The organism is Pseudomonas sp. BP01 (genome assembly GCF_022760795.1).
In the GTDB taxonomy this organism is placed as follows: Bacteria; Pseudomonadota; Gammaproteobacteria; order Pseudomonadales; family Pseudomonadaceae; genus Aquipseudomonas; species Aquipseudomonas putida_Q.
In genome coordinates this window covers 1-26768 of record NZ_JAFBKA010000033.1, presented here as the reverse complement: position 1 = coordinate 26768, position 26768 = coordinate 1, and the positions used below count along the sequence as shown (strand labels likewise).

23 protein-coding genes are annotated in these 26768 nt (G+C 63.0%); 14 read left to right on the top strand and 9 right to left on the bottom strand.

Going from position 1 to position 26768, the window contains the following annotated elements; translation table 11 throughout:
• Positions 1 to 75: 75 nt before the first annotated feature.
• The 6 genes from JOY50_RS23440 to JOY50_RS23415 all read right to left on the bottom strand — a co-directional run bounded on the left by JOY50_RS23440 (position 76) and on the right by JOY50_RS23415 (position 6972).
• Complete coding sequence (locus JOY50_RS23440; protein WP_016499857.1) at positions 76 to 363, bottom strand: hypothetical protein; 288 nt, start codon at positions 361 to 363, stop codon at positions 76 to 78.
• 167 nt (positions 364 to 530) lie between these two features.
• Positions 531 to 1178, bottom strand: a complete 648-nt coding sequence (gene alkB, locus JOY50_RS23435; RefSeq protein WP_059396010.1) for a DNA oxidative demethylase AlkB — start codon at positions 1176 to 1178, stop codon at positions 531 to 533.
• 250 nt (positions 1179 to 1428) lie between these two features.
• On the bottom strand, positions 1429 to 2874 hold the full coding sequence (locus JOY50_RS23430) for a curlin (RefSeq protein ID WP_028612960.1): 1446 nt from the start codon (positions 2872 to 2874) through the stop codon (positions 1429 to 1431).
• A 16-nt stretch (positions 2875 to 2890) separates the two neighbouring features.
• Entirely contained in the window at positions 2891 to 3364 is a 474-nt protein-coding gene (locus tag JOY50_RS23425; RefSeq protein WP_243055950.1) for a curlin, read from the bottom strand.
• A 15-nt stretch (positions 3365 to 3379) separates the two neighbouring features.
• The gene (locus tag JOY50_RS23420; RefSeq protein ID WP_243055948.1) at positions 3380 to 5611 is read right to left on the bottom strand and encodes an Ig-like domain-containing protein; all 2232 of its coding nucleotides are present in this window, start codon (positions 5609 to 5611) and stop codon (positions 3380 to 3382) included.
• Between the two features lie 32 nt (positions 5612 to 5643).
• The gene (locus JOY50_RS23415; protein WP_132843162.1) at positions 5644 to 6972 is read right to left on the bottom strand and encodes a hypothetical protein; all 1329 of its coding nucleotides are present in this window, start codon (positions 6970 to 6972) and stop codon (positions 5644 to 5646) included.
• A 268-nt stretch (positions 6973 to 7240) separates the two neighbouring features.
• Here JOY50_RS23415 and JOY50_RS23410 point away from each other — a divergent pair, with 268 nt between their 5' ends.
• The 14 genes from JOY50_RS23410 (at position 7241) to JOY50_RS23345 (ending at position 23088) form a co-directional block, all read left to right on the top strand.
• Entirely contained in the window at positions 7241 to 8152 is a 912-nt protein-coding gene (locus JOY50_RS23410) for a LysR family transcriptional regulator (protein WP_243055946.1), read from the top strand.
• A 98-nt stretch (positions 8153 to 8250) separates the two neighbouring features.
• Positions 8251 to 9180, top strand: coding sequence for a hydroxymethylglutaryl-CoA lyase (locus JOY50_RS23405; protein WP_243055944.1), 930 nt, complete (start codon positions 8251 to 8253; stop codon positions 9178 to 9180).
• A gap of 24 nt (positions 9181 to 9204) precedes the next feature.
• Positions 9205 to 10395: a CaiB/BaiF CoA-transferase family protein gene (locus JOY50_RS23400; RefSeq protein ID WP_132843156.1), complete on the top strand. Its 1191-nt coding sequence runs from the start codon at positions 9205 to 9207 to the stop codon at positions 10393 to 10395.
• A 12-nt stretch (positions 10396 to 10407) separates the two neighbouring features.
• Positions 10408 to 10932 carry a gamma carbonic anhydrase family protein gene (locus JOY50_RS23395; protein ID WP_132843153.1) on the top strand — a complete coding sequence of 175 codons (525 nt, stop codon included), beginning with the start codon at positions 10408 to 10410 and terminating at the stop codon, positions 10930 to 10932.
• A gap of 66 nt (positions 10933 to 10998) precedes the next feature.
• A complete protein-coding gene (locus tag JOY50_RS23390; RefSeq protein WP_028612952.1) occupies positions 10999 to 12315 on the top strand; it encodes an MFS transporter in 1317 nt (438 codons plus the stop codon).
• 40 nt (positions 12316 to 12355) lie between these two features.
• Positions 12356 to 13636 (top strand): OprD family porin, encoded by a 1281-nt coding sequence (locus JOY50_RS23385; RefSeq protein ID WP_243055942.1) that lies wholly within the window; start codon positions 12356 to 12358, stop codon positions 13634 to 13636.
• Between the two features lie 251 nt (positions 13637 to 13887).
• Entirely contained in the window at positions 13888 to 14634 is a 747-nt protein-coding gene (locus tag JOY50_RS23380) for a gluconate 2-dehydrogenase subunit 3 family protein (protein ID WP_243055940.1), read from the top strand.
• Between the two features lie 3 nt (positions 14635 to 14637).
• Positions 14638 to 16422, top strand: a complete 1785-nt coding sequence (locus JOY50_RS23375) for a GMC family oxidoreductase (protein ID WP_243055938.1) — start codon at positions 14638 to 14640, stop codon at positions 16420 to 16422.
• A 12-nt stretch (positions 16423 to 16434) separates the two neighbouring features.
• A complete protein-coding gene (locus tag JOY50_RS23370; RefSeq protein WP_132843146.1) occupies positions 16435 to 17682 on the top strand; it encodes a cytochrome c in 1248 nt (415 codons plus the stop codon).
• 265 nt (positions 17683 to 17947) lie between these two features.
• Positions 17948 to 18967 (top strand): transcriptional regulator PtxS, encoded by a 1020-nt coding sequence (gene ptxS, locus JOY50_RS23365; RefSeq protein ID WP_243055937.1) that lies wholly within the window; start codon positions 17948 to 17950, stop codon positions 18965 to 18967.
• A 66-nt stretch (positions 18968 to 19033) separates the two neighbouring features.
• Positions 19034 to 19813 carry a sugar phosphate isomerase/epimerase gene (locus tag JOY50_RS23360; protein WP_243055935.1) on the top strand — a complete coding sequence of 260 codons (780 nt, stop codon included), beginning with the start codon at positions 19034 to 19036 and terminating at the stop codon, positions 19811 to 19813.
• Entirely contained in the window at positions 19806 to 20756 is a 951-nt protein-coding gene (locus tag JOY50_RS23355; RefSeq protein WP_138737862.1) for a sugar kinase, read from the top strand. Before JOY50_RS23360 ends, JOY50_RS23355 begins: the two co-directional genes overlap by 8 nt.
• 54 nt (positions 20757 to 20810) lie before the next feature.
• Entirely contained in the window at positions 20811 to 22103 is a 1293-nt protein-coding gene (locus JOY50_RS23350) for an MFS transporter (protein ID WP_132843136.1), read from the top strand.
• A gap of 10 nt (positions 22104 to 22113) precedes the next feature.
• Complete coding sequence (locus tag JOY50_RS23345; protein ID WP_243055933.1) at positions 22114 to 23088, top strand: D-glycerate dehydrogenase; 975 nt, start codon at positions 22114 to 22116, stop codon at positions 23086 to 23088.
• A gap of 136 nt (positions 23089 to 23224) precedes the next feature.
• Here JOY50_RS23345 and JOY50_RS23340 read toward each other — a convergent pair whose 3' ends face one another.
• The 3 genes from JOY50_RS23340 to bamA all read right to left on the bottom strand — a co-directional run.
• Positions 23225 to 24190 (bottom strand): endonuclease, encoded by a 966-nt coding sequence (locus JOY50_RS23340; RefSeq protein ID WP_243055931.1) that lies wholly within the window; start codon positions 24188 to 24190, stop codon positions 23225 to 23227.
• A gap of 14 nt (positions 24191 to 24204) precedes the next feature.
• The gene (locus tag JOY50_RS23335) at positions 24205 to 24588 is read right to left on the bottom strand and encodes a hypothetical protein (protein WP_132843130.1); all 384 of its coding nucleotides are present in this window, start codon (positions 24586 to 24588) and stop codon (positions 24205 to 24207) included.
• A gap of 245 nt (positions 24589 to 24833) precedes the next feature.
• Positions 24834 to 26768: outer membrane protein assembly factor BamA (bamA, locus tag JOY50_RS23330; RefSeq protein ID WP_243055929.1), on the bottom strand; the 1935-nt coding region annotated here is incomplete at its 5' end.

Genomic DNA, 26768 nt, shown 5'->3' with positions numbered 1-26768 from the left:
GCAGGCACGGGCCCTTTTGCTATGGAGATACGCTGCACCGGGCCGGTTCAGCCGGTTTGGCCGCCGTTGATCGGCTTATTGCAGTTCCAGAAGCAAGTTCAGGCCGCCATCGCCGCACTTGCCCTTGTCGCGGACTACGCCATGGTAACTGCGCCCATCCCAGATAAAGGCCACGCTGTGAGCACGGTCGACCTTGTCAGGCAGTGGCGGGCAGATGTGCAGGCGCAGCCCCGGTCGGCCCTGCAGGTTGAGGGCGGCAAGCTGGCACTGGCATTCCACGCTTTGCGCCACCGGCCCGAACAGGGTGTCGCGTACGTAATCGAGCTGCAGCGAGGCATTCGGTGCGCGGCCAGGCATCTTCATCGGTAGGTGGCTCCATCGCAACGGCTTGATGGGCAGGGCGGGTTCGGCATGGCAGGCTCCAGGCAAAAGAAGGCGGCTTAATATTTGAAGCTTGCCTGGCCAAGATGTTCAACGTGTTTCATGTGCATTCATCTTGTTTGCGCCGGGTGGCAGACCACAGGTCCTGTTCAGGCACCCGCCTTGCGCAAGGTCAGGTTGATCCGCCGTTCGCCCATGCGTGGATGCACGCCAGGTTTTATAGGCAGCACGCCGTGAAAGCGCAAGCGGTCCTCACCGCCCCAGACCAGTACATCACCGTGGCTCAGCGGGATGCGACGGGCCTTGTCGGCGCGCTGCAGACCGCCGAACAGGAACACCGCCGGGAGGCCCAGTGATACCGACACGATCGGCTGGCCGAAGTCTTGCTCGTCGCGGTCCTGGTGCAGGCTCAGGCGTGTGCCTGGCAGGTAATGGTTGACCAGGCAGGCATCCGGCACGAAACCCTCGAAGCCGGCCAGGCCCGCAGCGCGGGCGGCGAGGGCGAGCAGCACCGGGGGCAGCGCGGGCCAGGGCTTGCCGCTGAGCGGGTCGCTGGGGCTGTAGCGGTAGCCGTGTTCGTCACTCACCCAACCCAGCGTACCGCAGTTGGTCAGGCCTACTGCCATGCGCAGGCCACCCGGCGTGTACATGTGCCGGAAGGGCGCTGCGCGCAGCACCGGGCGCAGGGCATCGAGCAGCGCCTCGGTTTCGGCCAGGGCGAAGCCGGGCAGCAGCAGGGTGTGGTTGGCCAGGCGTTGCGGCTGGGGGCCGAACAGGTCTAGATCGGACTGGATCATGGCATCGCACAGGTTCGAGGGATTGGACATTGTATCCCTGCAATTGCAATCCCTGTAGGAGCAGCCTTGTGCTGCGAAGAGGCCGGTATGCCTCCCAAAGATGTGCCGGTGCTGCAGGCCCTTTCGCAGCACAAGGCTGCTCCTACCGGGAATGTACATACCCGGCAGAACGAGAAGTTGCATAGGGTGTGAGCGAAAAAGGAACCGCGGCACCAGGGAGAGGAGTGCCGCGATTCAAGGGGGGAGAGGTTTACTTCTGGGTCACAGTGGCCAGGTTCGCGCTGCCCAGCTGGGTGATGGTGGCGGTTTGGGCGATACCGCTCTGGTCGACGAACGCCTTGTTGCCCTGGCCTCCCTGGGTCACGTAGGCGACGTTGATGCTGTCTGTCTGTTTGATGGTGGCTTCGTTGCCGCTACCGTACAGCTGGTTGGTATAGCTCTGGTTGCTGTAGCCGGACTGGTCCAGGGTGATGGAGTTACCGGTGCCCTGGCTGTTGCCGTAGGCATAGTTGTCGGTACCGCGCTGGTCGGCGATCAGGATGTTGTCAGTGCCGTTCTGTTCGAAATACAGCTCGTTGTTGACGTCGTCCTGCTTGGTCTGCATCTGGTTGCCTTTACCCGCCTGGGTCAGCGTGGCCACCTGGTCCGCGCCCTTCTGGGTCAGGTTGACGCCGTTGCCATTGCCGGTCTGGTTGATGGTGGCGTTCTGATTGGTGCCGAACTGGCCACCCATCTTGGCGCCTTTCCAGTTGCTGGCGGTGATGCTGTTGCCATTGCCTTTGGTGTTGATGGTCAGGTTGAGGTTTTCACCATTTTGATAGGTGAAATGCAGGTTGTTGTTGCCGGTCTGGGTGATGGTGGCGGTCGCGTTGTTGGTCTCGAACTGGTCCGACCAACTGGCGTTGGCATTGCCTTGCTGGGTCAGGCTGACCTTGTTGCCGGCGCCGAAGCTCTGGTCGATATAGCCCTCGTTCGTCTGGCCGGTCTGGACCACCGAGGCTTGGCTACCGATCTGGGTGTCCTGCCACACTTCCACCGAGTTGCCGCCACCGTACTGGCCAATGCCAATGGTGCCACCGGTGCCCTCACGCTGGTCGCCGTAGGCCCAGTTGTCGTGGCCATCCTGGAAGACCTGAATGTCGCCATCGAGGTGGTTCAGGTGCTCGGCGGCGGCGTAGTTGTCCTGGCCGGTCTGGTTTACGGTGCTGCGGTTGTTGCTGCCGCCGAACGTTTGCTCGATGAAGGCTTCGTTGCGCTGACCGGATTGCCAGGTGGTGGCTTTGCTGGCTTCCTGGGTGTCCTGCCACACGGTGGATTTGTTACCGACGCCTTGCTGGGTTTGCAGCGATTCGTTGTTCAGCCCTACCGACTGGCTGGCAAAGGCATCGTTGTAGCTGCCCCCGGCACCCTGGGTGATCTGGCTACCGTTCTCGAACAGTTGCTCGGCGTAGCCAGCGTTGTACTGGCCGGTGGCGCTCTGCTGGATATCGCTGGTGCTCTCGGTTTGCACCGCCAGGTGGTTGTGGCCCTTGCCGGTCTGGTTCTGCGTGGCCGAGGCGAAGGATGCTTGGGTCTGGGCGACTTCGGCGATGTTTTCCTTGCCGTCCTGGGTCTGGGACGAGGTGCTGTCAGCAGCCATTGCCTGACCTGCGAGGGCCAGGACGATAGCGGCACTTAAAGGGGCGAGCTTGTACATGGTGGTGCCTCCAGGTCTATCGATATTGGGTGATCTGAACATGCTGGCCATTGCCGGTCTGGGTCACGGAACTGTTGAGGCCCGAGCCCGACTGCACGATGCTGGCGCTGTTGTCGTTGCCGATCTGCTCGATGGCAGCGCTGTTGCTGCTGCCGCTCTGGCGGATCGACGCGCTGTTGCCATTTCCCTGTTGGCTGATACTGGCCATCAGGTCACTGCCTTCCTGCAAGATGTAAGCTTCCTGCGCACCGCCAGACTGGACGATACGGCCCAGCAGGGCCTGACCGTTCTGGTCGAGGGCGGCGCGGTTGCCTGACCCTTGCTGCTCGATCACCGCAGCCTGACCGGCACCGACCGGTAGCAGGCGGATGATCACCGGGTCGCCGAGGTCATTGCCGGGCGCAAGGTCGGCGTTGTCCATCAGTTCGTCGGCCCAGCTGGCCTGGCCCGTCAGGGCCAGGCTGAACAGCAGTGGATACAGGCGTTTCATGGCGTTTCCCCGCCTTTACTGCACAACCACGTTGACGGTGCGGGTGGTACCCGGGCTGGTGGTGATGGTTGCCGTCGGCGCGGCGGTCGGGATGATCGTGGTGCTGTTGCTCACTGCCAGTCGCCAGCGGCCGGTCACTGGCACTGTGGCCGTACCCAACGTCTGCACCCCGGTGGTGGTGGTGACCCGGACGGTGACAACGTTGCCCGTGGTTACCGACGAGGTACCGCTGATGTCCCAGTTGTAACGGTTGTTGGAGCGCGCCGTGACGGTGGCTGCCGTGACTGCAAAGGTTTCGGCGGCAGGCCGGGGCGACACGTTGACGGTGACCGTACCTGGAGTAGACAGCGCGCCCAGTGAGTCCCGTGCTTGGTAGGTGAAGGTGGTGGTGAAGGCCGCAGTCACCGTGGCCGGTGGGGTATAGGTCACCGATGCACCGTCGGTACTGACCGTACCCCGGCCGGCAGCCGGTTGGGTGACGGCAGCAACGACCAGCGGTACGTTGCCTTCCGGATCGGTGTCGTTGGCCAGCACGTTGATGGTCAATGGCACACCCAGGGTGGCGACGGTTTCGGGGTTGGCTGTCGGTACCTGGTTAGGCGCAACGTTGATGGTTATTGTGGCCGGCTCTGACTTCAGGCCCTTGGCGTCTACCGCCCGGTAGCTGAAGGTGGCCACCAGCGGTTGCGTAGCCCCGGCTGGCGGAGTGTAGGTGACCGAGGTGGTGCCATTCAGTACTACACCGCCCAGGCCGGTACCCGGCTGGGTGAGGTCACTGATGGTCAACGGCACATTGCCATCAGGATCGCTGTCGTTTTGCAGCAGATTGAGGGTGATCGGCACGCCAACACTCGTGCTGCCGACATCTGCCTGGGCCAGCGGTGGCTGGTTGGCCGCCTCGACGGGTGCGTTGCCGACCACGATGACCGGTTCCACGTCAGTACCACCATGGGCAGACTTGACCGTGACGGTGGCTGGCGGTTGTGCCACGTCGTTGACCGTGATGCTTTGCAGGGTGCCCGATTTTGACAGGCGGCCGTAGCCCTGGGCGAGCATGTCGGGGATAGCGACTTCGTCACTGGATCTGGCCTCGATCAGCAGGCGTTTGTTGGCCCAGTCATAACGCGCGGTGCTGACCTTGACCACGTCGGTCAGCTTGCTCGACAGTGCGGTTGGCTGGGTGCCGCCAATATTGTTGCTGGCGGTGACCACCACGATTGCCGGCGGAGCGTCCTGGCCGAACTGCTGATGGAAGAACAGCCCGTTGTTGTCGGCGGTGAGTGTGAACTGGCACGGTGAAGGCGGGGTGCCGACCAATGCCAGGCCATTGCGCATGCACAAGCTGGCCCCTATGGGCGCCTTGGCGAAGACTTCCGTACGGGTGCCGGTGGCATTGCGTGAGTAGGTGGCGCGCTCCAGGGTTACCGGGGTCTGCGCACGTTGGTCCAGCACCTTGCCAGAGACTGTGAATGCGTTGGTCTGGATGATGCCGGCGGGCCCATCAATGCGTACGAAGTTGGTATTGAACGGGCTACCGGTTACCGCTTCGGTGATGTTGGGGTCACCGATGTAGGTTTCGGTGGAGCCAGTGTCAGGATTGACCTCGGTATAAGGCCCGCCAACCCCCTTCAGCCAAGGGCCGATCGCACCTGCCAGCGCCCCCTGGAAGTTGCCCGGAGCGCCAATGCCTATGTCCCGGGTAATGTTGATCGCACGGCGACCTGCCGTGGTGACGTTTACCGTTTCCACCCCGTAAGGATGTGTGATTGTGTAGGTACCGGTGCGTGGAACCGAAGCGCGGATACGGATGCGGGCGAAACTTTGCTGATCACCGTCTACCGGGTTTTCAGCAGCGAAGGCTGCCTCTACACCCGCAACGTAGACCTCCAGCTCATAACCGCTGTTGCCCACTTGTGGTATCGAGGTTTCGGCCAGGAACCAGAACATCTCTGGTGGCCAGTTATCTGGAAATACCAGCGGCAGGGCATCGTCATAGATACCGGGCTCGGGCAGCAAGGTGCACATGTAGGCCGGCGCCCCTGGTGCGCCTGGTGCCCGGGTACTGGTGGCACGTGACTGGCACAGTTCCAGGGACTGGTTGAGGCTGTCCTTGTACCACATCGGGTAGCCGCCCGTGGCGAAGGTGTAGGGCCCCGGGTCGACATCAGACAACGCGGCAAAGGCGGCGCTGGTAACGGTGAGGGAAAAACCGGCGGCGAACAGCGCACGGCGCGACCAAGTGTTCATGCGGCCTCCTTGAAGGCTGAGCCTTTGTCTGTTCATGGCACCAGCACCACGTCTTCGGTGTCGCTACCGCCGTTGGCACTGGTGACCTGCACCTTGGCCGGCGGGAGGGGCGAGAGGGTCATGCTCAACGTCTTCACGGCGCCGGTGCCGCCCAGGTTGCCGATCAGCGTGCCGTTGCCGGTATGGGCGGTGAGCACGGGCGGGGTGGTCTCGTCGCTGGTGCTGGCAACCAAGGTCAGCTCGCCGGTGGACAGGCGGTACTGGGCCTGGGTGATGGTAACCAGGTCGGTCAGCGGCATGTTGCGGGTGGCCAGGCTACTGGTCGGGATCGCCACGCTGTTGTCGGCGGTCAGGGTCACGATGGTACCGGCCGCCGGGTTGAGGGCCGACTGGGCGTACCAGGCGCCAGTGCCGTTGGCCTCGGTCAGGCTCAGGTTGGGCGTCTGGCTGGTCAGGGTGACGCTGGCCGGTGGCGGCGGGGCCATCACGAAAATGTCTTGTTGGGCTCGCAAGTCGCCATTCTCGGTGTGCCGCGAGTAGGTGCTGCGCTGTGGCATCAGCGGGGTTGGCAGGGCCACTTCGGAAAGCTTGCCCGAGATCGCGAACAGTTCGGTGCGCAGGTCGATGCCGCCAGGGCCTTCGATGCGCACGAAGTTGGTGTTGAACGGGCTGCCGGTCACCCGCTCTTCAAGGTTCGGGTCGCCGACGAAGCGTTCGTTGCCTTCGGTATAAGGGCCGTTGACACTGCGCAGGAACGGCCCGACATCGCCCTTGAGTGCGCCGGTAAAATCGCCTGCGCCGGCGATGCCGATGTCGCGGGTCATGTTGATCGCCCGACGCCCGGCGGCAGGAACATCGAACACTTCTACGCCGTAGGGGTGGGTGACCACGTAGGTGCCGGCGGTGGGTACATCGACCCGGATACGCACCCGGGCGAAGCTGACCTGGTCACCCTCGACCGGTTCTTCGGCGGCGAACGCCGCTTCGATCGCCGTGCCGTAGCTGAGGTCGATGCCGCGGGTGGCGTCGACGATAGCGGCGTCGGCGGTGAACCAGAACGCTTCGTCAGGGAAGTTGGTGGGGAAGACAATAGGTTGGGTATCGTCGAACACACCGGGCGTGGGCAGCAGCGTGCACATGTACGACGGTGCGCCGGGCGCGCCGGCGACCCTGGAGCTGACCGCCTTGGTCAGGCACAGGTCGAGGGTACGACCGTGACTGTCCTGGTACCAGGCGGGGAAGCCGCCGTTAGCGGGGATGTAAGCGCCTGGATCGACTGCGTTCAAGGCAGCCTGCGCCGGGAGCTGGAGCATGCCGGCGAAAATCGCCACTGCCAGCGGGTGGGGTATCGGTCGGTGCATGAGTCAATTCCTCCTGCAAACGGGCCCATGGACTTGGGGCGTCTGGGAGGAGATCGGCAAGAGCTGTGCCAGAGTCTGCAAATGGCCTTGCACGCCTTGTGGGGCAAGGGGCGGAGCCTTTCAGCCGAGTATTTTGCGAGCGGCGGGCAGTGGGCTGCGTTGCCCCAAGGTTGGGGATTGGGGGCAGATAATTCAAACCCAGTTTTCGAAGCAAATGCGGTTTTTGCTACATTGCACCGGCGGTCCCATTTCCCAGCCGAGCCAAGCGATGCAACCCCTCGACCAGCTTTCCCTGAACCTGTTCATCGTTGTCTGCGAAGAAGGCACCATCGCCCGCGCTGGCGAGCGCGCGTTCATGGCGCCCTCGGCCGTGAGCAAACGTATTTCAGACATCGAGGCGCGCTTTGGCACCGCCTTGCTCAAGCGCAGCAAGCGCGGCGTGGAGCCCACCCCTGCGGGGTTGGCGCTGCTGCGTCATGCGCGGGAAATGACCCGCGCCATGGAACGCCTGGACAGCGAGCTGAGCGAATACGCCGAAGGCGCGCGGGGCCATGTGCGGGTGCTGGCCAATGTCTCGTCGATCATGGAGTTCCTGCCCGAGGAACTGTCGGCGTTCATGCTGGAGAATCCACTGATTCAGGCCGATATCGAGGAGCGCTTCAGCACCGATGTCGTTCGTGGTGTGGCCGAGGGCAATGCAGACCTTGGCATCTGCCGCAAATCCATGGCGGTGGGTGACCTGGAATTCGTACCGTACCGGCAGGATCACCTGGCCGTGGTCGTTGCTGCTGATCACCCTTTGGCTGGCCGTAGCCAGATTGCCTTCGCGCAAACCCTGTGTTACGACCACCTGGGCCTCTCTGCCTTCGCCACATTGAATGCTTTCATGCGTAGAAGCGCCGAACAGGCAGGCAAAGAGCTGCGTTTTCGCTCGTATGTATCGTCGTTCGACGCGGCATACCGCCTGGTGCAATTCGGCCTTGGCCTGGCGGTGTTCCCGCAAGAGGCCGTGGCCCGCTATGCGGCGTTGTTCGACCTGCGGGTCATCCCGCTGACGGACGACTGGGCGCTTGGCGAATTCGTCATCTGCATGCGCGACCGGCACACGCTGTCGCTGTCGGCACGGCGCCTGCTTGACCACCTGTTGCTGCGTGCACCGGCTTGGCAGGTCGCGGGCTGATCCATCGTGGCTGACGATGGATCAGCCCGTGAAACACGTCTTTTCTGCCCGTCATCCAGCTCTTAGTCTGGCGCAACGCTTCAGACAGAGAGACCGTGATGACAACAATAACAATCAACGAAGTCGGCATGCGCGACGGTCTGCAGAGCCTGCAGACCATCATGCCAACGGCCGCCAAACGCCGCTGGATCGACGCCGCTTACGCCGCCGGCGTTCGTCACATGGAAGTCGCTTCCTTCGTACCGGCACGCTTGCTGCCGCAAATGGCCGATGCCCGCGAGGTGGTGGCCCACGCCCTCACATACCCGGGCCTGCAGGTAACCGTGTTGGCCCCGAACCTGCGCGGCGCCAGGGACGCACTTGAGTCTGGCGCCCATCGCATCGTCGCCCCGGTATCGGTCAGCATGGCGCACAGCCTGGCCAACGTGCGCCGCACGCCCATGGAGATGGTCGAGGAACTGGGGCGCATGTGCCAAGTGCGTACTGAAATGGGCCTGCAGGATGTACCGGTCATTGCCGGCATGTCGGTCGCTTTTGGCTGCACCCGTCAGGGCGAGGTACCGCTGGCCGACCTGTGTGCACTGACCCGCCACGTGATCGAAGCCGGTTGCGACCTTGTCTCGCTGGGTGACACCACTGGCTACGCCAACCCGGGCCAGGTGGCAACGGTGCTCCAGGCTGTGCGGGCGATTGCCGGTAACCGCCTCAAGGCCGCGCACTTCCATGACACCCGTGGCCTGGCCCTGGCCAACAGCCTGGTCGCGGTGCAGCAGGGCATCCGCGAGCTGGACGCCTCTCTGGCTGGCTTGGGAGGCTGCCCGTTCGCCCCTGGCGCGTCGGGCAACACTGTCACCGAAGACCTGGTGTTCATGTTGCAGAGCATGGGTTACGACACCGGTATCAACTTGCCCGCACTGATCGAGTCGCGCCAGGTGCTGAGCGAAGCGCTACCGGGCGAGCCCCTGTATGGCTGCATCGCCCGCGCCGGGCTACCGCTCAACTTCGCTGACGCTGCCGGCCACGCCTGACCCGCCTGAACGAGGAATACCACGATGTCCAGACTTCCCTTGGACGGCATCCGTGTCGTCGAAATTTCGCATATGGTCATGGGCCCGACCTGCGGCATGATCCTCGGTGACCTTGGCGCTGAAGTGATCAAGATCGAACCCGTGCGCGGCGACGGCACGCGCCGTCTGCTGGGCGCGGGGGCGGGTTTTTTTCGCACCTTCAACCGCAACAAGCAATGCATCGCCGTGGATGTCGAAACGCCCGAGGGGCGCGAGGCCGTGCTGCAATTGATCGATACGGCCGACGTGTTCATCGAAAATTTCAAACCTGGGCGCATGCGCACGCTGGGCCTGGACTACGCCGCGCTGCGCCAGCGCAACCCACGGCTGATTTATGCCTCGCACAAAGGCTTTCTCAGCGGGCCCTATGACAACCGCCTGGCGCTGGACGAGGTGGTGCAGATGATGGCCGGCCTGGCCTACATGACCGGGCCGGTGGGCCGGCCGTTGCGCGCGGGCAGTTCGGTAAACGACATCATGGGCGGCATGTTCGGCGCCATTGGCGTGCTGGCAGCGCTCAACGAGCGCCACACCACCGGCAGCGGCCGCGAGGTGCAAAGTGCCCTGTACGAGAACTGCGTGCTGCTGGCCGCCCAGCATATGCAGCAGTACGTGGTCACCGGCGAGGCAGCCGCGCCGATGCCCAATCGCATCAGTGCCTGGGCCATCTACGACGTGTTCACCTTCGCCGGTGGCGAGCAGATGTTTGTCGCCGCCACCGGCGAAGGGCAGTGGCATGCGCTGTGCCAGGTGCTGGGGCAGACCGCCTTGCTCGATGACCCGACACTGGCCAGCAACAACGACCGTGTGTTGCAACGGCCAAGGCTGCTGGCGCACCTGGCCGAGGTGTTCGCGCCCCTGGATGCCGGGCAACTGGCGCTGCAACTGGAGGCCAACGGCATCCCGTTTGCGCCGATCCGCCGCCCGGAAGAATTGTTCAATGACCCGCACTTGCAGCAGAGCGGCGGTATGGCCGACCTGCAACTGGAAGACGGCAGCCACACACCCATGCCGTTGCTGCCGCTGTCGCTGGACGGCCAGCGCTTGCAGCCACGCCGGGCGATAGCGCGGATTGGCGAGCACACCCGCCAGGTGATGCGCGAACTGGGTTACAGCGATGCGCACATTGCCGAGCTGTGCGCGGCCGGCGTGCTAAAAACCGACGACGCAGCTTGAGGAGGGTTTGAGATGGCGATTTACCAATACGACACCCTTGCGCCCAACCTGCACCCGGAAGCTTTCATTGCCGAGGATGCCACCGTGATCGGCGACGTAACCCTCGAACAAGGGGTCAGCGTATGGCCGCAGGCCGTGCTACGGGGCGACAACGAACCGATCCGTATCGGCCAGCACAGCAATGTGCAGGAAGGCGCAGTGTTGCATGCCGACCCCGGCTTTGCGTTGACTGTGGGGCAGGGCGTCACCATCGGCCACCAGGCCATGCTGCACGGCTGCACCATCGGTGATGGCGCGCTGATCGGCATCCAAGCAGTGGTGCTCAATGGCGCGGTCATCGGCAACAACTGCCTGGTCGGTGCCGGTGCCATCGTCACCGAGGGCAAGGTGTTCCCCGCTAACTCGCTGATTCTTGGTGCGCCTGCCAAGGTGGTGCGCGAGTTGACGGCCGAAGCCATCGCCAGCATGCAGCGCAACGCCGCCGAGTACGTCGCAAAAGGCCAGAGTTTCAAGGAAAAACTGATCCGCATCCGCTGAAAACCCGCTGGCGACGCCCATGAAGGCGTCGCTGCTCTCCAATAATTACAAGAATGGAGATCCACCATGGTTGCCATGACCGGCGAACTGGCGCGTGAGCGCAACGACAGCCACATCAATGAATTGCTGCTGTACCGCCGCGTGGCCTGGCGCATCATGCCGCTGGCCATCATCTGCTTCCTGTTCTCGTACTTCGACCGCATCAACATCAGTTTCGCCAAGGCGCAGATGCAGCAGGAACTGGGCCTCAGCGATGCCGCCTATGGCCTGGCCGCGAGCATGTTCTTCGTGGGGTATGTGCTGTTCGAAGTGCCCAGCAGCCTGGGCCTGAAGCGCTATGGCGCACCGGCCTGGATCTGCCGGATCATGGTGTCGTGGGGCCTGGCGACGGCGGCGCTGGTGTTTGCCTATACCCAGTACACCCTGTATTTCCTGCGCTTTCTGATCGGGGTGATGGAGGCTGGGTTCGGCCCGGCGATCCTGTTCTACCTGGCATGCTGGTTCCCCCGCAAGCACCTGGCGAAGATGAATGGCCTGTGGTTTTTGGCGGTGCCGCTGGCCGGCGCGGTGGGTGGCCCGGCAGCAGGTGTCTTGCTGGGGACCATGGATGGCGTGCTGGGCCTGGCCGGATGGCACTGGTTGTTCTTGATGTCCGGCCTGCCGTGTGTGCTGCTGGGCCTGCTGGTGCTGTGGAAGCTGGACCGCGACATCGAAGCGGCGAAATGGTTGAGCCGTGAAGAGAAGGACCTGCTGGTGGAAAACCTGGCCCAGGACAAACGCGCTGCAAAGCCGGTCCTCGGCTCGATCTGGCGGGTATTGCTGACCCGCGAAGTGGCGATCATGGCGTTCATCTACTACGTGATCAAGACTGCGTCCTATGGCCTCAACTTCTGGATGCCGCACCTGATCAAGTCATCAGGTGTGCAGGACATGCTCTGGGTTGGTGTGCTGTCGGCTTTGCCTTACGCGGTGGCCTGCATTGGCATGGTGTTGCTGACCCGGCTCTCCGACCGTACCGGCGAGCGCAAGCGCTATCTGGTGTACTGCCTGCTGGCGGCAGCTGTCGGCTACCTGCTGGCGTGCCTGTATTCCGACTCGTCGCTGGCGATGATGGCCGCGCTGGTGCTGGCCACCGCAGGTACGTTCATCGCCATCCCGATCTTCTGGACCATTCCACAATCGACCTTCTCGGGCCTGGCAATTGCCACTGGTACTGCGGCGATCAACTCGGTCGGGCAGCTCAGCGGCATCGTCGCACCGGTGATGGTGGGCAAGATCAATGACCTCACCGGCAGCAACTCCATGGGCATGCTGTCCATCGCCCCGCTGATCCTGATCGCCTGCCTGGTGGTGATGCGCTTCGTGCGCAACCCCCGTACCTGATTGGCGCTGAGTCTTCTAACAACAAGAACAAGGCACACCCATGATCACTCTTTCCCGGCGAGCATCGCTGATGCTCGGGGCGCTTTGCTGCGCCTGTCAAAACGCGCAGGCCGGCGTCATCGATGACGCCAGCGGCAGCCTGGAACTGCGCAATTTCTATTTCGACCGCGACTTTCACGGTGACAGCGCCACGCAATCGCGGCGCGGTGAATGGGCCCAAGGCTTCATGCTGCGCCTGCAGTCTGGCTACACCGACGGTGTGGTCGGCTTTGGCCTGGACGCAGCCGGCATGCTTGGGCTCAAGCTGGACTCCTCGCCTGACCGCAGCGGCACCGGCCTGTTGCCGCGAAACAGCGACAAACGCGCCGCAGACGACTACACAAAGGCCGTGGCTACCTTCAAGGCCAGGCTCGCACAAAGCGAGTTGAAAGTGGGTGGCCTGAGCCCACAACTGCCCTTGCTGGCCTCCAACAACAGCCGCTTGTTCCCCCAGTGGTTCAACGGTGCGCAACTGGTGAGCAAGGACCTCGACCGGCTCACGCTCACCCTGCTGCAGGTGGATGCCACCAAATTGCGTGACTCCACCGACTATGAGGACCTGACCGCCATGGCGCAGCAAGGGGCCTACTCGGCGACGGTAACCAGTGACCGGCTGTACTACGGCGGTGTCGATTACCAGCCGCTGAACAACCTGACCCTCAGCCTTCACACCAGCACGCTCGAAGACCTGTTCCGGCGTGATTTTGCCGGGTTCAAGTTCAAGACCCGCCTGGGGCCCGGGGATGTGTTCACCGAGTGGCGCTGGTTCAACGCACGCGAGCAGGGCCGGGCATTGCTGGGCGAAGTCGACAACCAGACCCTCAGTACCAACTTCGGGTACAGCGTGCAGGGCCACACGTTCAGTGGTGGCTACCAGAAAGTGCGTGGCGATACGGCATATGCCTACGTGGGTGGCACCGATACCTACCTGTTCAGCGAACAGCAGGTCAGCACCTTTGCCCTGGCCAACGAACGGGCGTGGATGCTGCGCTATGACTACAACTTTGCTGCCGTGGGTATCCCCGGGCTGACGTTCAACGTGCGCTATGTGAAGGGCGACCAGGTGGACCCGCAGCGCATAGCCAGCGTCAAGGGCAGGGCCCTGGCGGCTGGCGGCGGAGAAGGGCGGGAGTGGGAGCGGACCACGGATGTCACCTACGTGGTGCAGTCGGGGGCGCTCCGGAATGTGTCGCTGCGTTGGCGCAATGCGAGCATGCGCTCGAATTTTGCCGATGCAGCGGATGAGAACCGGGTGATTGTGGGGTACACGTTCGCGTTCTGAGCTCTGACACAATCGCTCCTGGTTTGCAGGTGGATATCCGCAGAGAGTGAAGCAGATGTGAAAAGGCCTTGACCCGCTGACAGTGTCGCGGCGGCCCAGCGGGTCATATGTCCAGGTATGAAACCGGTTTCAAAACATTTCTGAACGCGCTAGATTATCCGGCTGTCTTCTTGATGGCCTATCAAGATCACCTCCCACAGAAAATCAGATGGCGCTTATCAAGGCCGCCGCACAGCCGATGAGGATTCGCAATGCCTGAGCATGCTCCAGACAACCCGCGCAGGGATTTTCTGCGCAAGACCTTGACCCTGATCCCAGTCGTTACCGTGGCCAGCACAGGGCTTGGCGTGGGCGGCAGCCAGCTGCTTGCGGCCCCGCAACCGCATCAGCAACCGAAAGTGCCGGCCACACCGCCCGCAGGCAACTATCAACCGACGTTCTTCAGCGCCGAAGAGTGGGCGTTTGTACAAGCTGCGGTATCGCGCATCATCCCGGCCGATGAGCTTGGCCCCGGCGCACTCGAAGCCGGCGCCGCCGAGTTCATCGACCGCCAGATGAACACCCCCTACGCGACTGGCGCGCAGTGGTACATGCAAGGCCCATTCAACGCCGACGCCGCGCCCGAGCTGGGCTACCAGTTGCAGCTCAGCCCGCAACAAATCTATCGCCTGGGCATCGCTGCCGTGGACGGCTGGTGCAAAGCCAACGGCGGGCAAGTTTTTGCCGCGCAAGATAGCGCTACCCGAGACCGTATTCTCAGCAAGGTCGAGGCAGGAGAGCTAGTGTTCGACACCGTCCCGGCGAAGGTGTTCTTCAGCCTGTTGGTGCAGAACACCCGCGAGGGGTTCTTCTGCGACCCGATTCATGGCGGCAACAAAGGCATGGTCGGCTGGACCCAGATTGGCTTCCCCGGTGCCCGCGCCGACTTCATGGACTGGGTCGAGCGCAACGAGCCTTACCCGTTCCCGGCTGTATCGATCCGCGGCGAGAGGGCCTGAGGCATGGCGACTGTGTTAAACAAAGTGGATGCGGTTATCGTCGGCTTCGGCTGGGCCGGCGCGATCATGGCCAAGGAACTGACCGAGGCCGGGCTGCATGTGGTGGCTCTGGAGCGGGGGCCGATGCAGGATACCTACCCGGAAGGCAGCTACCCGCAAGTGATCGATGAGCTGACCTATAGCGTGCGCAAGAAGCTGTTCGTGGATGTGTCGAAAGAAACCGTCACTGTCCGCCACAGCGTGACTGACGTGGCACTGCCCAATCGCCAGCTCGGTGCTTTCCTGCCGGGCAAGGGCGTGGGCGGCGCGGGCCTGCACTGGTCGGGCGTGCACTTCCGGGTCGACCCGGTCGAGCTGCGCCTGCGTAGCCATTACGAAGATCGCTACGGGCGCAAGTTCATCCCCGAAGGCATGACCATCCAGGACTTTGGCGTCAGTTACGAAGAACTGGAACCGTATTTCGACTATGCCGAAAAGGTCTTTGGCACCTCTGGCCAGGCGTGGACCGTCAACGGCCAGGTGGTCGGTGAAGGGAAGGGCGGCAACCCCTACGCGCCGGACCGTTCCAACCCGTTCCCATTGCCCGCGCAGAAGAACGTGGTGTCGGCAAGGCTGTTCGAAAAAGCCGCCACCAGCTTGGGCTACAAGCCCTACAACCTGCCATCGGCAAACACCTCCGGGCCTTACACCAACCCCTACGGGGCACAGATGGGGCCGTGCAACTTCTGTGGTTTCTGTAGCGGTTACGTGTGCTACATGTACTCCAAGGCCTCGCCCAACGTGAACATCCTGCCGGCGCTGCGCCAGGTGCCCAACTTCGAGTTGCGGCCCAATGCCCACGTGCTGCGGGTGAACCTGGACGACAGCAAGCGCAAGGCCACCGGGGTGACCTACATCGATGCCCAGGGGCGCGAGGTGGAGCAGCCGGCGGAGCTGGTGATCCTGTCGGCGTTCCAGTTCAACAACGTGCGCCTGATGCTGCTTTCCGGGATCGGCAAGCCTTACGACCCTGTGAAGAACGAAGGTGTGGTCGGGCGTAACTTCGCCTACCAGAACATGGGCACGGTCAAGGCGTTCTTCGACAAAAACACCTACACCAACAACTTCATTGGCGCGGGTGGCAACGGCATTGCCATCGACGATTTCAATGCCGACAACTTCGACCATGGCCCGCACGGCTTTGTCGGTGGCTCGCCGATGTGGGTGAACCAGGCCGGCAGCCGGCCGATTGCCGGCACCTCCAACCCGCCCGGCACGCCGGCCTGGGGCAGTGCCTGGAAGAAAGCCACAGCCGACTACTACACCCACCAGGTTTCGATGGACGCCCACGGTGCGCACCAGTCCTACCGTGCCAATTACCTGGACCTGGACCCCACCTACCGCGACGCCTACGGCCAGCCGCTGTTGCGCATGACCTTCGACTGGCAGGAAAACGACATCAAGATGAACCAGTTCATGGTCGACAAACTGAGCAAGATCGCTCAGGGGATGAACCCCAAGGCCATTGCGGTGCTGGGCAAGCAGGTCAAGGATCACTTCAACACCGCCAGTTACCAGACCACTCACCTGAACGGCGGTGCGATCATGGGTACCGACCCCAAGACCAGTGCCCTGAACCGCTACCTGCAAAGCTGGGACGTGCATAACGTGTTCGTGCCGGGGGCTTCGGCGTTCCCGCAGGGCCTGGGTTACAACCCGACCGGGCTGGTGGCCGCGCTGACCTATTGGTCTGCACGTGCCATTCGCGAGCAGTATCTGAAAAACCCCGGCCCGCTGGTCCAGGCCTGAGGAGCGATGAGCATGAAGACAATGTTGATCGCAACCCTGCTGCTGGGTGCCACTGTGGCCGCACAGGCCTTGGCGAATGACGATGCACAGGTGCGCCAGGGCGAGTACCTGGCCCGCGCCGGTGACTGCGTGGCCTGCCATACCGCCAAGGGCGGCAAGCCCTTTGCCGGCGGCCTGCCAATGGAAACCCCTATCGGCACGGTGTACTCCACCAACATCACCCCGGCGGCCAGCGGCATTGGCCAGTACAGTTTCGAAGACTTCGACCAGGCTGTGCGCAAGGGTATCGGCAAGGATGGCAGCACCTTGTACCCGGCCATGCCATACCCGTCCTATGCACGGGTCAGCGAGCAGGACATGCAGGCGCTGTACGCCTACTTCATGAAAGGCGTGGAGCCGGTGGAGCAGGCGAACAAGGCTACTGACATTCCCTGGCCGCTGAGCATGCGTTGGCCGCTGGCAATCTGGCGCGGCCTGTTCGCACCAGAGCCCAAGCCCTGGCAGGCATCGGCGGCAGCCGACCCGGTGGTGAACCGTGGTGCTTACCTGGTCGAAGGCCTTGGGCATTGTGGCGCCTGCCATACACCGCGTGCGCTGACCATGCAGGAAAAGGCGCTGAGCCCTGCAGATGGCGAGCAGTTCCTGGCCGGCAGCGCACCGCTGGAAGGCTGGATTGCGAAAAACCTGCGTGGCGATCACAAGGACGGCCTGGGCAGCTGGAGCGAAGCGCAGCTGGTGCAGTTTCTGAAGACCGGGCGCAGCGATCGCAGCGCGGTGTTCGGCGGCATGAGCGATGTGGTCGAACACAGCATGCAGCACATGAGTGACGCCGACCTTACCGCAATCGCCCGTTACCTGAAGACCCTGCCACCGAGCGACCCGAATGACCAGCCGCACGTCTACGACAAACAGGTGGCGGATGCGCTGTGGAAGGGCGACGACAGTAAGCCCGGGGCGGCGGTGTACATCGACAATTGCGCAGCCTGCCACCGCACCGACGGCCAGGGCTACACCCGCGTGTTCCCGGCCTTGGCTGGCAACCCGGTGGTACAGACTGCAGATGCCACGTCGCTGATCCACGTGGTGCTGGCGGGGGGCACGGTGCCGGCGACGCACACCGCGCCGTCGAACTTCACCATGCCGGCGTTCGGTTGGCGCCTGAGCGATCAGGAGGTAGCCGAGGTGGTGAACTTCATTCGCATGAGTTGGGGTAACCAGGGCAGCGCCGTTACGGCCGGTGATGTGAAGTCGCTTCGCTGACCTCTCCAGCTGCACCCTGATCCACTGTGGGAGCGGGTTTGCCCGCGAATGCGATGTCGAATCTACCGACGCATTCGCGGGTGAACCTGCTTCCACATTTTTTTTGGTTGAAATTGTATTTGAATCAATAATTTAATTTGCTTATCTAATCTTGAGTATCATCTTTGTTTCATCATTGCCGACCAACGGCAGGTTGACGAACTGCCGTAGTTTTGCTGTATTGAAACCGGTTTCATCGCTAGCACAATAATCATAAGGACAGCCCATGACCGACGCGCCTGCCCATGCCCGCGAACGGGTCACCATTAGCGAAGTAGCGCGTGTCGCTGGTGTTTCCAAGGCTACCGTCTCCCGTTACATCGGTGGCGATCGCCAATTGCTGGCCGAGGCTACGGCCAAGCGCCTGGAAGAGGTCATCGAACGTCTCGGCTACCGCCCGAACCAGATGGCCCGCGGCCTCAAGCGCGGCCAGACGCGACTGATCGGCATGCTGGTGGCCGATATCCTCAACCCCTATTCAGTGGCCGTGATGCATGGCGTGGAAACCGCCTGCCGTCAGCACGGTTACAGCCTGGTGGTGTGCAACACCAACCGCGACGACGAGCAGGAGCGCCACCACCTGGTGGCCCTGCAGAGCTACAACGTCGAAGGTTTGATCGTGAATACGCTCGGCCATCACCCCGGCGAATTGCTCAACCTGCAGCGGGACATTCCGATGGTGCTGGTGGACCGCCAATTGCCCGAGCTGAATGTCGACCTGGTAGGGCTGGACAATGCCGACGCCGTCGAGCAGGCCCTCGACCACCTGCAAGCCCAGGGCTACCGCGACATCCTGGCGGTCAGCGAACCCCTCGATGGCACCAGCTCACGGCTGGAGCGGGTGCAGGCATTCGGCGCGTCGGTCAGCCGTCGGCCCGGCATGCGTCAGCAGGTACTGGAAATCAGCGCCGGGCTGCAGGGCCAACTGGCTTCGTTTCTTGCCAGCCATGGCCATGGCCCGCAAGCAATCTTCACCTTCAACGGTATTGCCACCTTGGCGGTGACCCGAGCACTGCACGAGGCCGGGTGCAACCTGTTTGCCGACGTCGGGCTGATCGCCCTCGACGACCTCGACTGGTACCCCTTGGTCGGCAAAGGCATCACGGCACTGGCCCAGCCCACCGAGCGTATCGGTGTGGCGGCATTCGAAAGCCTGCTCGATCGCCTGCGCGGCGACAGCGGGGCAGCCCGACGCATCGACTTCAAGGCCAACCTGATCATCCGCGGTTCAACCCAACCCCAGTAACCAACGGCAGGCCTGCGCCTGCTACTGCCGATTAAAAATGAAACCGGTTTCATAAGGATAAAAACAATGCACCCGAACCCCGTTTCCATCAGCCTCTCAAGCTACGGCGCCGACTTTGTGCGGCAACGTGGCCAGGAGCAGTTCCTGGACATGCTGGCAGCCGCTGGCGTCAGCCGAGTGGAATTGCGCGAAGAATTGTTTGCCAGTGCACCGGACGCGGCTGCACTCGGTGCGGTCATAGCCGCAGTGCGCCTGGAATGCCTGTACTCGACCCCCCTTGAATTGTGGACCGCGCAAGGCGTGCCCGACCCGCTACTGGTGCACAAGCTGGAAACCGCACGGGCGCTTGGCGCGGTGGCGCTGAAGGTATCGCTGGGGCATTTCGATGAGCACTGCGATGTGATGGCTCTGGCGGCGCTGCTGCCTGCCCATGGGCCGCTGTTGCTGGTGGAGAACGATCAGACCGCACAGGGTGGCAGGATCGAACCGCTGCTGCAGTTCTTTGAGCGGGCCGACACGCTTGGGCTGCGCCTGGGCATGACCTTCGACATCGGCAACTGGCAGTGGCAGGGCGAGCCTGCGCGGCAAGCCGCACGGCAACTGGGCCGTTGGGTGCGCTATGTGCATTGCAAGGCTGTGCAGCGCCGGGCCGATGGCCGCCTGGTTGCCATACCGCCCCAAGCGGCGGACCTTCAGGCGTGGGCAGCGCTGATGACCGAGTTCGCGCCCGGCGTGGTGCGCGCCGTCGAATACCCCTTGGTTGGCGAAGACTTGCTGGCGCTTACCCGTGCGCAGGTACGCAGCCTGTCTGCACTGGGCGCGGGGGAGGAGGTGGCCCATGCATGAGCATGACGTGCTGTGCTTTGGCGAAACCATGGCCATGTTCGTTGCCGAGCAGACCGGCGACCTGGCCAGTGTCGGCCAGTTCGGCAAACGCATCGCTGGCGCGGACAGCAACGTGGCCATCGGCTTGGCTCGCCTGGGTTTCAAAGTGCGCTGGCTGAGCCGTGTTGGTGACGATTCGCTGGGCCGTTTTGTGCTCGACAGCTTGCGCCACGAAGGCCTGGACTGTTCCGGTGTCGAGGTGGATCCCAGTTACCCGACTGGTTTTCAGCTCAAGGCCCGTTGCGATGATGGTAGCGACCCGGCAGTGGAGTACTACCGGCGCGGTTCGGCAGCCAGCAGGCTGTCGCCCGCGCTGCTTGGCCCAGCCTGCCTGCAGGCTCGCCACCTGCACGCCACCGGCATCCCGCCGGCGCTGTCCGACAGCTGCCGTGCTCTGTCTCACGCACTGATGGACGCCATGCGTGCAGCCGGGCGCAGCATCTCGTTCGACCCCAACCTGCGCCCCTCGCTGTGGCCGGATCAAGGCAGCATGGTCCGCGAAATCAATGCCCTGGCGGCCAAGGCCGATTGGGTCTTGCCGGGCCTGGAGGAGGGGCGGTTGCTGACCGGCCAGCACACCCCGGCGGACATCGCTGGGTTCTACCTCGATCAAGGGGTGGAACTGGTGGTGATCAAGCTGGGCGACGCCGGCGCCTACTTGCGCAGCGCCAAGGGCGAAGGGCAGGTGGCACCGGTTCCGGTCAGCCGTGTGGTAGACACCGTCGGTGCGGGTGATGCCTTTGCCGTCGGTGTGCTCAGCGCGTTGCTGGAGGGCCGTGCGGTGGAAGAGGCGGTGGCGCGTGGCAACTGGTGCGGCAGCCGTGCCGTGCAGTCGCGCGGCGACATGGAAGGGCTGCCGCTGCGCCATGAACTGGAGGCCCACGACTTGCGCAGAAGCGCGTGAGCCGCCCCGAAATACCTGTTGCGACAAAAACAACAAGCTCAGGAGAAACAAACCATGCAAAGCCAAAGCCTGGCACCTCGCCGCTGGTGGTACATCATCCCGATTGTGTTCGTCACGTACAGCCTGGCGTACCTGGACCGCGCCAATTACGGCTTCGCCGCCGCCTCCGGCATGGCCGAAGACCTGCACATCACCCCGGTGCTGTCTTCGCTGTTGGGTGCGCTGTTCTTTCTCGGTTACTTCTTCTTCCAGGTGCCCGGCGCCATCTACGCCGAAAAGCGCAGCGTGAAGAAGCTGATCTTCGTCTGCCTGATCCTGTGGGGCGGCCTTGCCACGCTCACCGGCATGGTCAGCAACGTCTACATGCTGATCGGTATCCGCTTTCTGCTCGGGGTGGTGGAGGCCGCCGTCATGCCGGCCATGCTGGTGTACCTGTGCCACTGGTTCACTCGTGCCGAGCGCTCGCGTGCCAATACCTTCCTGATGCTCGGCAACCCGGTGACCATCCTGTGGATGTCGGTGGTGTCGGGGTACCTGATCAAGCATTACGACTGGCGCTGGATGTTTATCATCGAAGGCCTGCCTGCCGTGATCTGGGCGTTCTTCTGGTGGCGCCTGGTGGATGATCGCCCGGCCCAGGTGAAGTGGCTGAGCGATCAGGAGAAGGCGGCCCTGGCGCAGGCACTTGCTGACGAGCAGCAGGGCATCAAGCCTGTAAAGAACTACCGCGAGGCGTTCCGCTCGCCGCAGGTGATCATCCTGGCGCTGCAGTACTTCTGCTGGAGCATTGGCGTGTATGGCTTTGTGCTGTGGCTGCCGTCGATTCTCAAGCAGGCGGCCAACGTCGATATCGTGCAGGCCGGCTGGCTGGCCTCGGTGCCTTACCTGGCGGCGGTGCTGGCGATGGTAGGCGTGTCCTGGGCGTCCGATCGCCTGCAAAAGCGCAAGCGCTTCGTCTGGCCGCCGCTGCTGATTGCCGCCGTGGCGTTCTATGGCTCGTACGCCCTGGGCAGCGAGCATTTCTGGCTGTCGTACGCGTTGCTGGTGGTCGCCGGCGCGTGCATGTACGCACCCTATGGCCCGTTCTTCGCAATCGTGCCCGAGATCCTGCCGGCCAACGTTGCAGGCGGGGCCATGGCGCTGATCAATAGCATGGGCGCGCTGGGTTCGTTCGGCGGCTCTTGGCTGGTGGGCTACCTCAACGGCGCTACCGGCGGGCCCGGCGCCTCTTATCTGTTCATGTGCGGCGCGCTGCTGACCGCAGTGGCGCTGACCGCTGCACTCAATACTTCCCAGACATCTGGCCGGGCCAAGCGCAACAGCTCGCGGCTGGCCATGAACCCTTAGGAAACCTGCAATGAAGAAGCGAATCGTCCTGTACAAACGCCTTTCCGACGACTTGATGGCACGCCTGCAAGATCGCGTTGAGGTGACCTGGGTGGATACCTCCCAGCCCGATGGCCTGGCCCACCTGCGCGATGCGTTACCGGGTGCTCACGGGTTGCTGGGGGCCAGCCTGCGCCTGGATGCCAGCCTGCTGGACCTGGCGCCACAGCTGGAAGTGGTGTCCAGCGTTTCGGTGGGCGTGGACAACTACGATGTTGCCGAACTCAGCCGGCGTGGCGTGATGCTGACCAACACACCTGACGTGCTGACCGAAACCACCGCCGACACCGGCTTTGCCTTGATTCTGGCTACCGCCAGGCGGGTGGTGGAGCTGGCGAACTGGGTGCGTGACGGCCATTGGCAGGCTAACCTGGGGCCGGCGCACTTTGGCAGTGATGTGCACGGCAAGACACTGGGCATCGTCGGCATGGGCCGCATCGGCGAGGCCTTGGCCCGGCGCGCGGCAGCCGGCTTTGGCATGCGCGTGCTGTACCACAGCCAACGCCCAAAACCGCAGGTGGAGGCACGCCATGCAGCACGTCAGTGCAGCCTGGATGAGTTGTTGCAGCAGGCAGATTTCGTGTGCCTGACCGTGCCGCTGAGCGCCAGCACCGAAGGCCTGATCGGCGCACGGGAACTGGCGTTGATGAAGCCTGAGGGGATACTGGTGAACATCTCACGCGGGCGTGTGGTGGATGAGCAAGCGCTGATCGAAGCGCTGCGGGCCAGGCGCATACGTGGTGCGGGACTGGATGTGTTCGTGCAGGAGCCGCTGTCAGTAGACTCGCCGCTGTTGCAGCTCGATAACGTGGTAGCGACCCCGCATATCGGCTCGGCGACCGAGGAAACCCGCCAGGCCATGGCGCGTTGCGCGGTAGACAACCTGCTCAGCGCGCTGGCCGGTGAGCGGCCGGCGAATTTGGTGAATGAGGCGTGCAGGACGTGAGAACAAGGGGCCGCTATGCGGCCCATCGCCGGCAAGCCAGCTCCCACAGGGTTCCACAGGCCTGAGCCTTGCGCAGTCCCTGTGGGAGCTGGCTTGCCGGCGATGGGCTGCACAGCAGCCCCAGTACGATACAGGTCTATCGGCAGTTACCTGCCTTGCGATAGCCCGCTGCCTGCGCCTCACCCTCGTTAGCGAAGGTAACCTGGTTCTTGGCTGCAACCTGGTTATAGCCCGGGCAGCCAGCAGACAGGTGGTAGACGTGGCTGTTGCGGTTGCCAAGCACGGCCCCGACTGACTGGACGCTGGCCAGGCTCGGCTTGGCCTCTGCATTGGCGGCTTTCACCGGCACCGCTTGCGCCACGCCACTGCCAACCGGCTTGTAGTCAGCCGTCCACTTGCGTTCCCCGCTCACGAACGGGTTGGCATGCCCCATGATCCCGGCAATGCGCCGGTCGCGCTCTTTCTCCCAGGCCGACACCGGGTGCTGTTTGTCCCAGGCCATCAGCAGCTGTTGCTGCTGGCGCGACATGCTCAGTTGGTAACGGTCGAACATGTAGAACGTGGTACGGGCCACCAGGCCTTTGACTTCATCGCGCGGTTCGGCGGCGCGCTGGACGAAATCGACCTTGGTGGTGCACTGGCCATACTCGCCGGCATTGCCAGCGACCATGCCGTAGTTGAAGTTGCTGCGGTCGCCGTTGACCTCGCCCACGGCCGGGTAGAGGTTGAACAAGTCGGCTTCCATGGCGCGGAACACCGGGTCGTTGTCCACGCAATGCTCTCGGCCGCCGTTCTTCCAGCACTGGCGCTGGTTGCCAAAGGTGTAGGCGGGCACGATGTGTTCCCATTCGGTACGCTCGGCGCGGTTCTGTTGCTTGCGCGTCTGGTAGCCACACGAAGCAGCATCGATACGCCCGCCAGACTTGCCCACCCAGGTCCACTTGCAACCGCAGTACAGGTCGCCCATGGCGCTGTTGGCCTGGTCCAGGTACACCTTCTGCTTGGCCACCACCTTGGCCTCGGTGAACGTTGCCGGTGGGTTGGCCAACGCGGGGAGGGTGAAGGAAAACACTAAGGTTACAGCGTAAAGCAGTGATTTCATGGGAAAAACATATTTCAGATTGGGGCGCGCATTGTAATGCTTTCCCCGTAGCTGGCCAGCTCGCTGAGCCATACCAGCGGTCGGCCCGGGTCGTCGCTGGCCATACGGTCGAACGTGGCTGAGTCGAGCATATCCCTGACCTGGGCGCTCATGCGCAGCAGGCGTTCGATGAAACCGGCGCCAACGTCGCCGTAGTCCTCAAGCGAAACACCGCTCTGGTTGTGGTGTATCGCCAGGTGGTAATGACTGACCCCGGCGCCATCGCCACTGCCGCCCAGCACCACGGTAAAGCGTGGACCGAGCAGGCTGGCCAGGCGCTGCTGGACAAGGTCGAGCAGTGCGATCGGTACTTCATCGTGGCGCAGTGATGTGGGGAAACAGGGTGTGAACGGAGGCATGAGGGTGTCCTGCTGGGCGGGTTCGGGTGTTGGCCAGCTTAGGCAAGGTGACTGTCAACTTGGGTTAAGCGGGGGTAAAAGCGGGTAATACTCAAACAGGCCCGACGCGGTCCCTGCAGGAGCGGCCTTGTGTCGCGATGGGCTGCGCAGCAGCCCCTGGATTTCAGCGTCACGGCAACAACTTATGGGGCTGCTGCGCAGCCCATCGCGACACAAGGCCGCTCCTACAGTGTATGGCCGGTGTATCAGAAGGTTTGCCCCAGCGAGAACTGGAAGATCTGGGTCTCGGCGTTGTCCGGCTTTTTCAACGGTGCCGCCAGGCTGAAGCTCAGTGGCCCCATCGGGCTGTACCAAGTCACACCAACCCCCAGCGACACGGCCATCTGTGCCAGGTCGACGCTGCCGCAGCCCTGGGTGGTCGCCAGGTAGCAGGTGTCGGCATACACGTTGCCGGCGTCGACGAACAACGAACTGCGCAGCTGGCTCTGGTCCTTCACGAACGGCAACGGGAAGATGTATTCGGCGCCGCCGGTAATCAGGATGTTGCCCCCTAGCACGTCGGTGTCGCGGTCGGAATAGTAAGCCTGACCTGCGCTGGCGTAGGTACCGGTGGCCGGGGTGTTGCGCGGGCCGAGGGTGCCGTCCTTGAACCCGCGCACCGAACCCTGGCCCCCTGCGGTGTAGCTTTCATAGAACGGCAAGCCGTCGGTGGACCCGTAGCCATTGCCATAGCCCAGCTCGGTGTGCAGGCGCAGCGAGGTGTTGTTGGTCACCGGCAGGAAGGCCTGGCCGTTGTAGTCCAGTTTGTAGAACGACAGGTCGCTGCCAGGTGTTGTGGCCATCAGCGTGAGGCTTTGCGAGTGGCCACGTGTGGCCAGCACGCCTTTGTTCAGGGTCGACTCGGACCAGCCGATCGACGCCTTGAGGTTGTTGAAGCTCTTACCCTCGCGGGAGATGAAGTCGTAGATCTCGTCGGCGCTGTAGGTACCCGGCGAAATGTCGTCATGCTGCAGGGTCAGGCCGTAGGTCAGGCGCGAGGTTTCGTTGATCGGGTAGCCAAAGCTGACCCCGGCGCCGTAGCTGTTGATCGCATAGTACGAAACGCCATCGTCGTAGTAGTCGCTGTAGTCGGTGGTGTTGTAGAACAGGTTGTAGCCCAGGCTGACACCGTCGGCGGTGAAGTAGGGGTCCACGAAACCGAAGTTGTACTTGGTCTGGTATTCCGAACGGGTCAGGCCGATGGACACCTTGTTACCGGTACCGAGGAAGTTGCTCTGGCTGATCGAACCACCCAGGATCAGGCCGGCGCTCTGGGCGAAACCGACGCTGGCGGTGATCGAGCCGGAGGCTTGCTCTTCGACGCTGTAGTTGACGTCGACCTGGTCGTCAGTGCCAGGCACCGGCGGGGTCTCGACGTTGACTTCCTTGAAGAAGCCCAGGCGCTCCAGACGGGTCTTGGACTGGTCGATCAGGTAGGTCGAAGCCCAACCGCCTTCCATCTGGCGCATTTCGCGACGCAGCACTTCGTCTTCGGTCTTGGTGTTGCCGCGGTAGTTGATGCGGTTGACGTAGGCACGCTTGCCCGGGTCGACCACGAACATGATGTCGACCGTGTGGTCTTCATCGTTGGGCTGCGGCACACCGTTGACGTTGGCGAAGGTGTAGCCTTCGTTACCCAGACGACGGGTGATCAGCTCGGAGCTGGTGGTCATCACCTTGCGCGAGAACACCTGGCCCGGCTGCACCAGCAGCAGCGACTTGACCTGGTCTTCCGGCACTTTCAGGTCACCGGACAACTTCACGTCGCGAACGGTGTACTTCTCGCCTTCGTTGATGTTGACAGTGATGTAGACGTGTTTCTTGTCTGGCGTGATGGACACCTGGGTGGAAGCGATGTCCATGTTGATGTAGCCGCGGTCCAGGTAGTAGGAGCGCAGGCGCTCCAGGTCACCGGACAGTTTTTCGCGGGCATACTTGTCGTCGTTCTTGAAGAACGACAGCCAGTTGGTGGTCTTCAGCTCGAACAGCTGCCCCAGGGTTTCATCGTCGAACACGTTGTTGCCAACGATGTTGATGTGCTGGATGGCAGCGACGGTGCCTTCGTTGATCTTGATTTTCAGCGCCACACGGTTGCGCGGCTGCGGTACCACTTCGGCGTCAACCTCGGCCGAGTAGCGGCC

What these genes read in the sequence shown, in the direction of transcription:
- ptxS (WP_243055937.1), top strand. Translation starts at nt 17,948, where the DNA reads ATGACCGACGCGCCTGCCCATGCCCGCGAACGGGTCACCATTAGCGAA.
- JOY50_RS23345 (WP_243055933.1), top strand. Translation starts at nt 22,114, where the DNA reads ATGAAGAAGCGAATCGTCCTGTACAAACGCCTTTCCGACGACTTGATG.
- JOY50_RS23425 (WP_243055950.1), bottom strand. Translation starts at nt 3,364, where the DNA reads ATGAAACGCCTGTATCCACTGCTGTTCAGCCTGGCCCTGACGGGCCAG.
- JOY50_RS23355 (WP_138737862.1), top strand. Translation starts at nt 19,806, where the DNA reads ATGCATGAGCATGACGTGCTGTGCTTTGGCGAAACCATGGCCATGTTC.
- JOY50_RS23420 (WP_243055948.1), bottom strand. Translation starts at nt 5,611, where the DNA reads ATGAACACTTGGTCGCGCCGTGCGCTGTTCGCCGCCGGTTTTTCCCTC.
- JOY50_RS23360 (WP_243055935.1), top strand. Translation starts at nt 19,034, where the DNA reads ATGCACCCGAACCCCGTTTCCATCAGCCTCTCAAGCTACGGCGCCGAC.
- JOY50_RS23405 (WP_243055944.1), top strand. Translation starts at nt 8,251, where the DNA reads ATGACAACAATAACAATCAACGAAGTCGGCATGCGCGACGGTCTGCAG.
- JOY50_RS23385 (WP_243055942.1), top strand. Translation starts at nt 12,356, where the DNA reads ATGATCACTCTTTCCCGGCGAGCATCGCTGATGCTCGGGGCGCTTTGC.
- JOY50_RS23350 (WP_132843136.1), top strand. Translation starts at nt 20,811, where the DNA reads ATGCAAAGCCAAAGCCTGGCACCTCGCCGCTGGTGGTACATCATCCCG.
- JOY50_RS23395 (WP_132843153.1), top strand. Translation starts at nt 10,408, where the DNA reads ATGGCGATTTACCAATACGACACCCTTGCGCCCAACCTGCACCCGGAA.
- JOY50_RS23390 (WP_028612952.1), top strand. Translation starts at nt 10,999, where the DNA reads ATGGTTGCCATGACCGGCGAACTGGCGCGTGAGCGCAACGACAGCCAC.
- JOY50_RS23380 (WP_243055940.1), top strand. Translation starts at nt 13,888, where the DNA reads ATGCCTGAGCATGCTCCAGACAACCCGCGCAGGGATTTTCTGCGCAAG.
- JOY50_RS23440 (WP_016499857.1), bottom strand. Translation starts at nt 363, where the DNA reads ATGAAGATGCCTGGCCGCGCACCGAATGCCTCGCTGCAGCTCGATTAC.
- JOY50_RS23335 (WP_132843130.1), bottom strand. Translation starts at nt 24,588, where the DNA reads ATGCCTCCGTTCACACCCTGTTTCCCCACATCACTGCGCCACGATGAA.
- JOY50_RS23375 (WP_243055938.1), top strand. Translation starts at nt 14,638, where the DNA reads ATGGCGACTGTGTTAAACAAAGTGGATGCGGTTATCGTCGGCTTCGGC.
- JOY50_RS23340 (WP_243055931.1), bottom strand. Translation starts at nt 24,190, where the DNA reads ATGAAATCACTGCTTTACGCTGTAACCTTAGTGTTTTCCTTCACCCTC.
- JOY50_RS23370 (WP_132843146.1), top strand. Translation starts at nt 16,435, where the DNA reads ATGAAGACAATGTTGATCGCAACCCTGCTGCTGGGTGCCACTGTGGCC.
- JOY50_RS23430 (WP_028612960.1), bottom strand. Translation starts at nt 2,874, where the DNA reads ATGTACAAGCTCGCCCCTTTAAGTGCCGCTATCGTCCTGGCCCTCGCA.
- JOY50_RS23415 (WP_132843162.1), bottom strand. Translation starts at nt 6,972, where the DNA reads ATGCACCGACCGATACCCCACCCGCTGGCAGTGGCGATTTTCGCCGGC.
- JOY50_RS23400 (WP_132843156.1), top strand. Translation starts at nt 9,205, where the DNA reads ATGTCCAGACTTCCCTTGGACGGCATCCGTGTCGTCGAAATTTCGCAT.
- alkB (WP_059396010.1), bottom strand. Translation starts at nt 1,178, where the DNA reads ATGATCCAGTCCGATCTAGACCTGTTCGGCCCCCAGCCGCAACGCCTG.
- JOY50_RS23410 (WP_243055946.1), top strand. Translation starts at nt 7,241, where the DNA reads ATGCAACCCCTCGACCAGCTTTCCCTGAACCTGTTCATCGTTGTCTGC.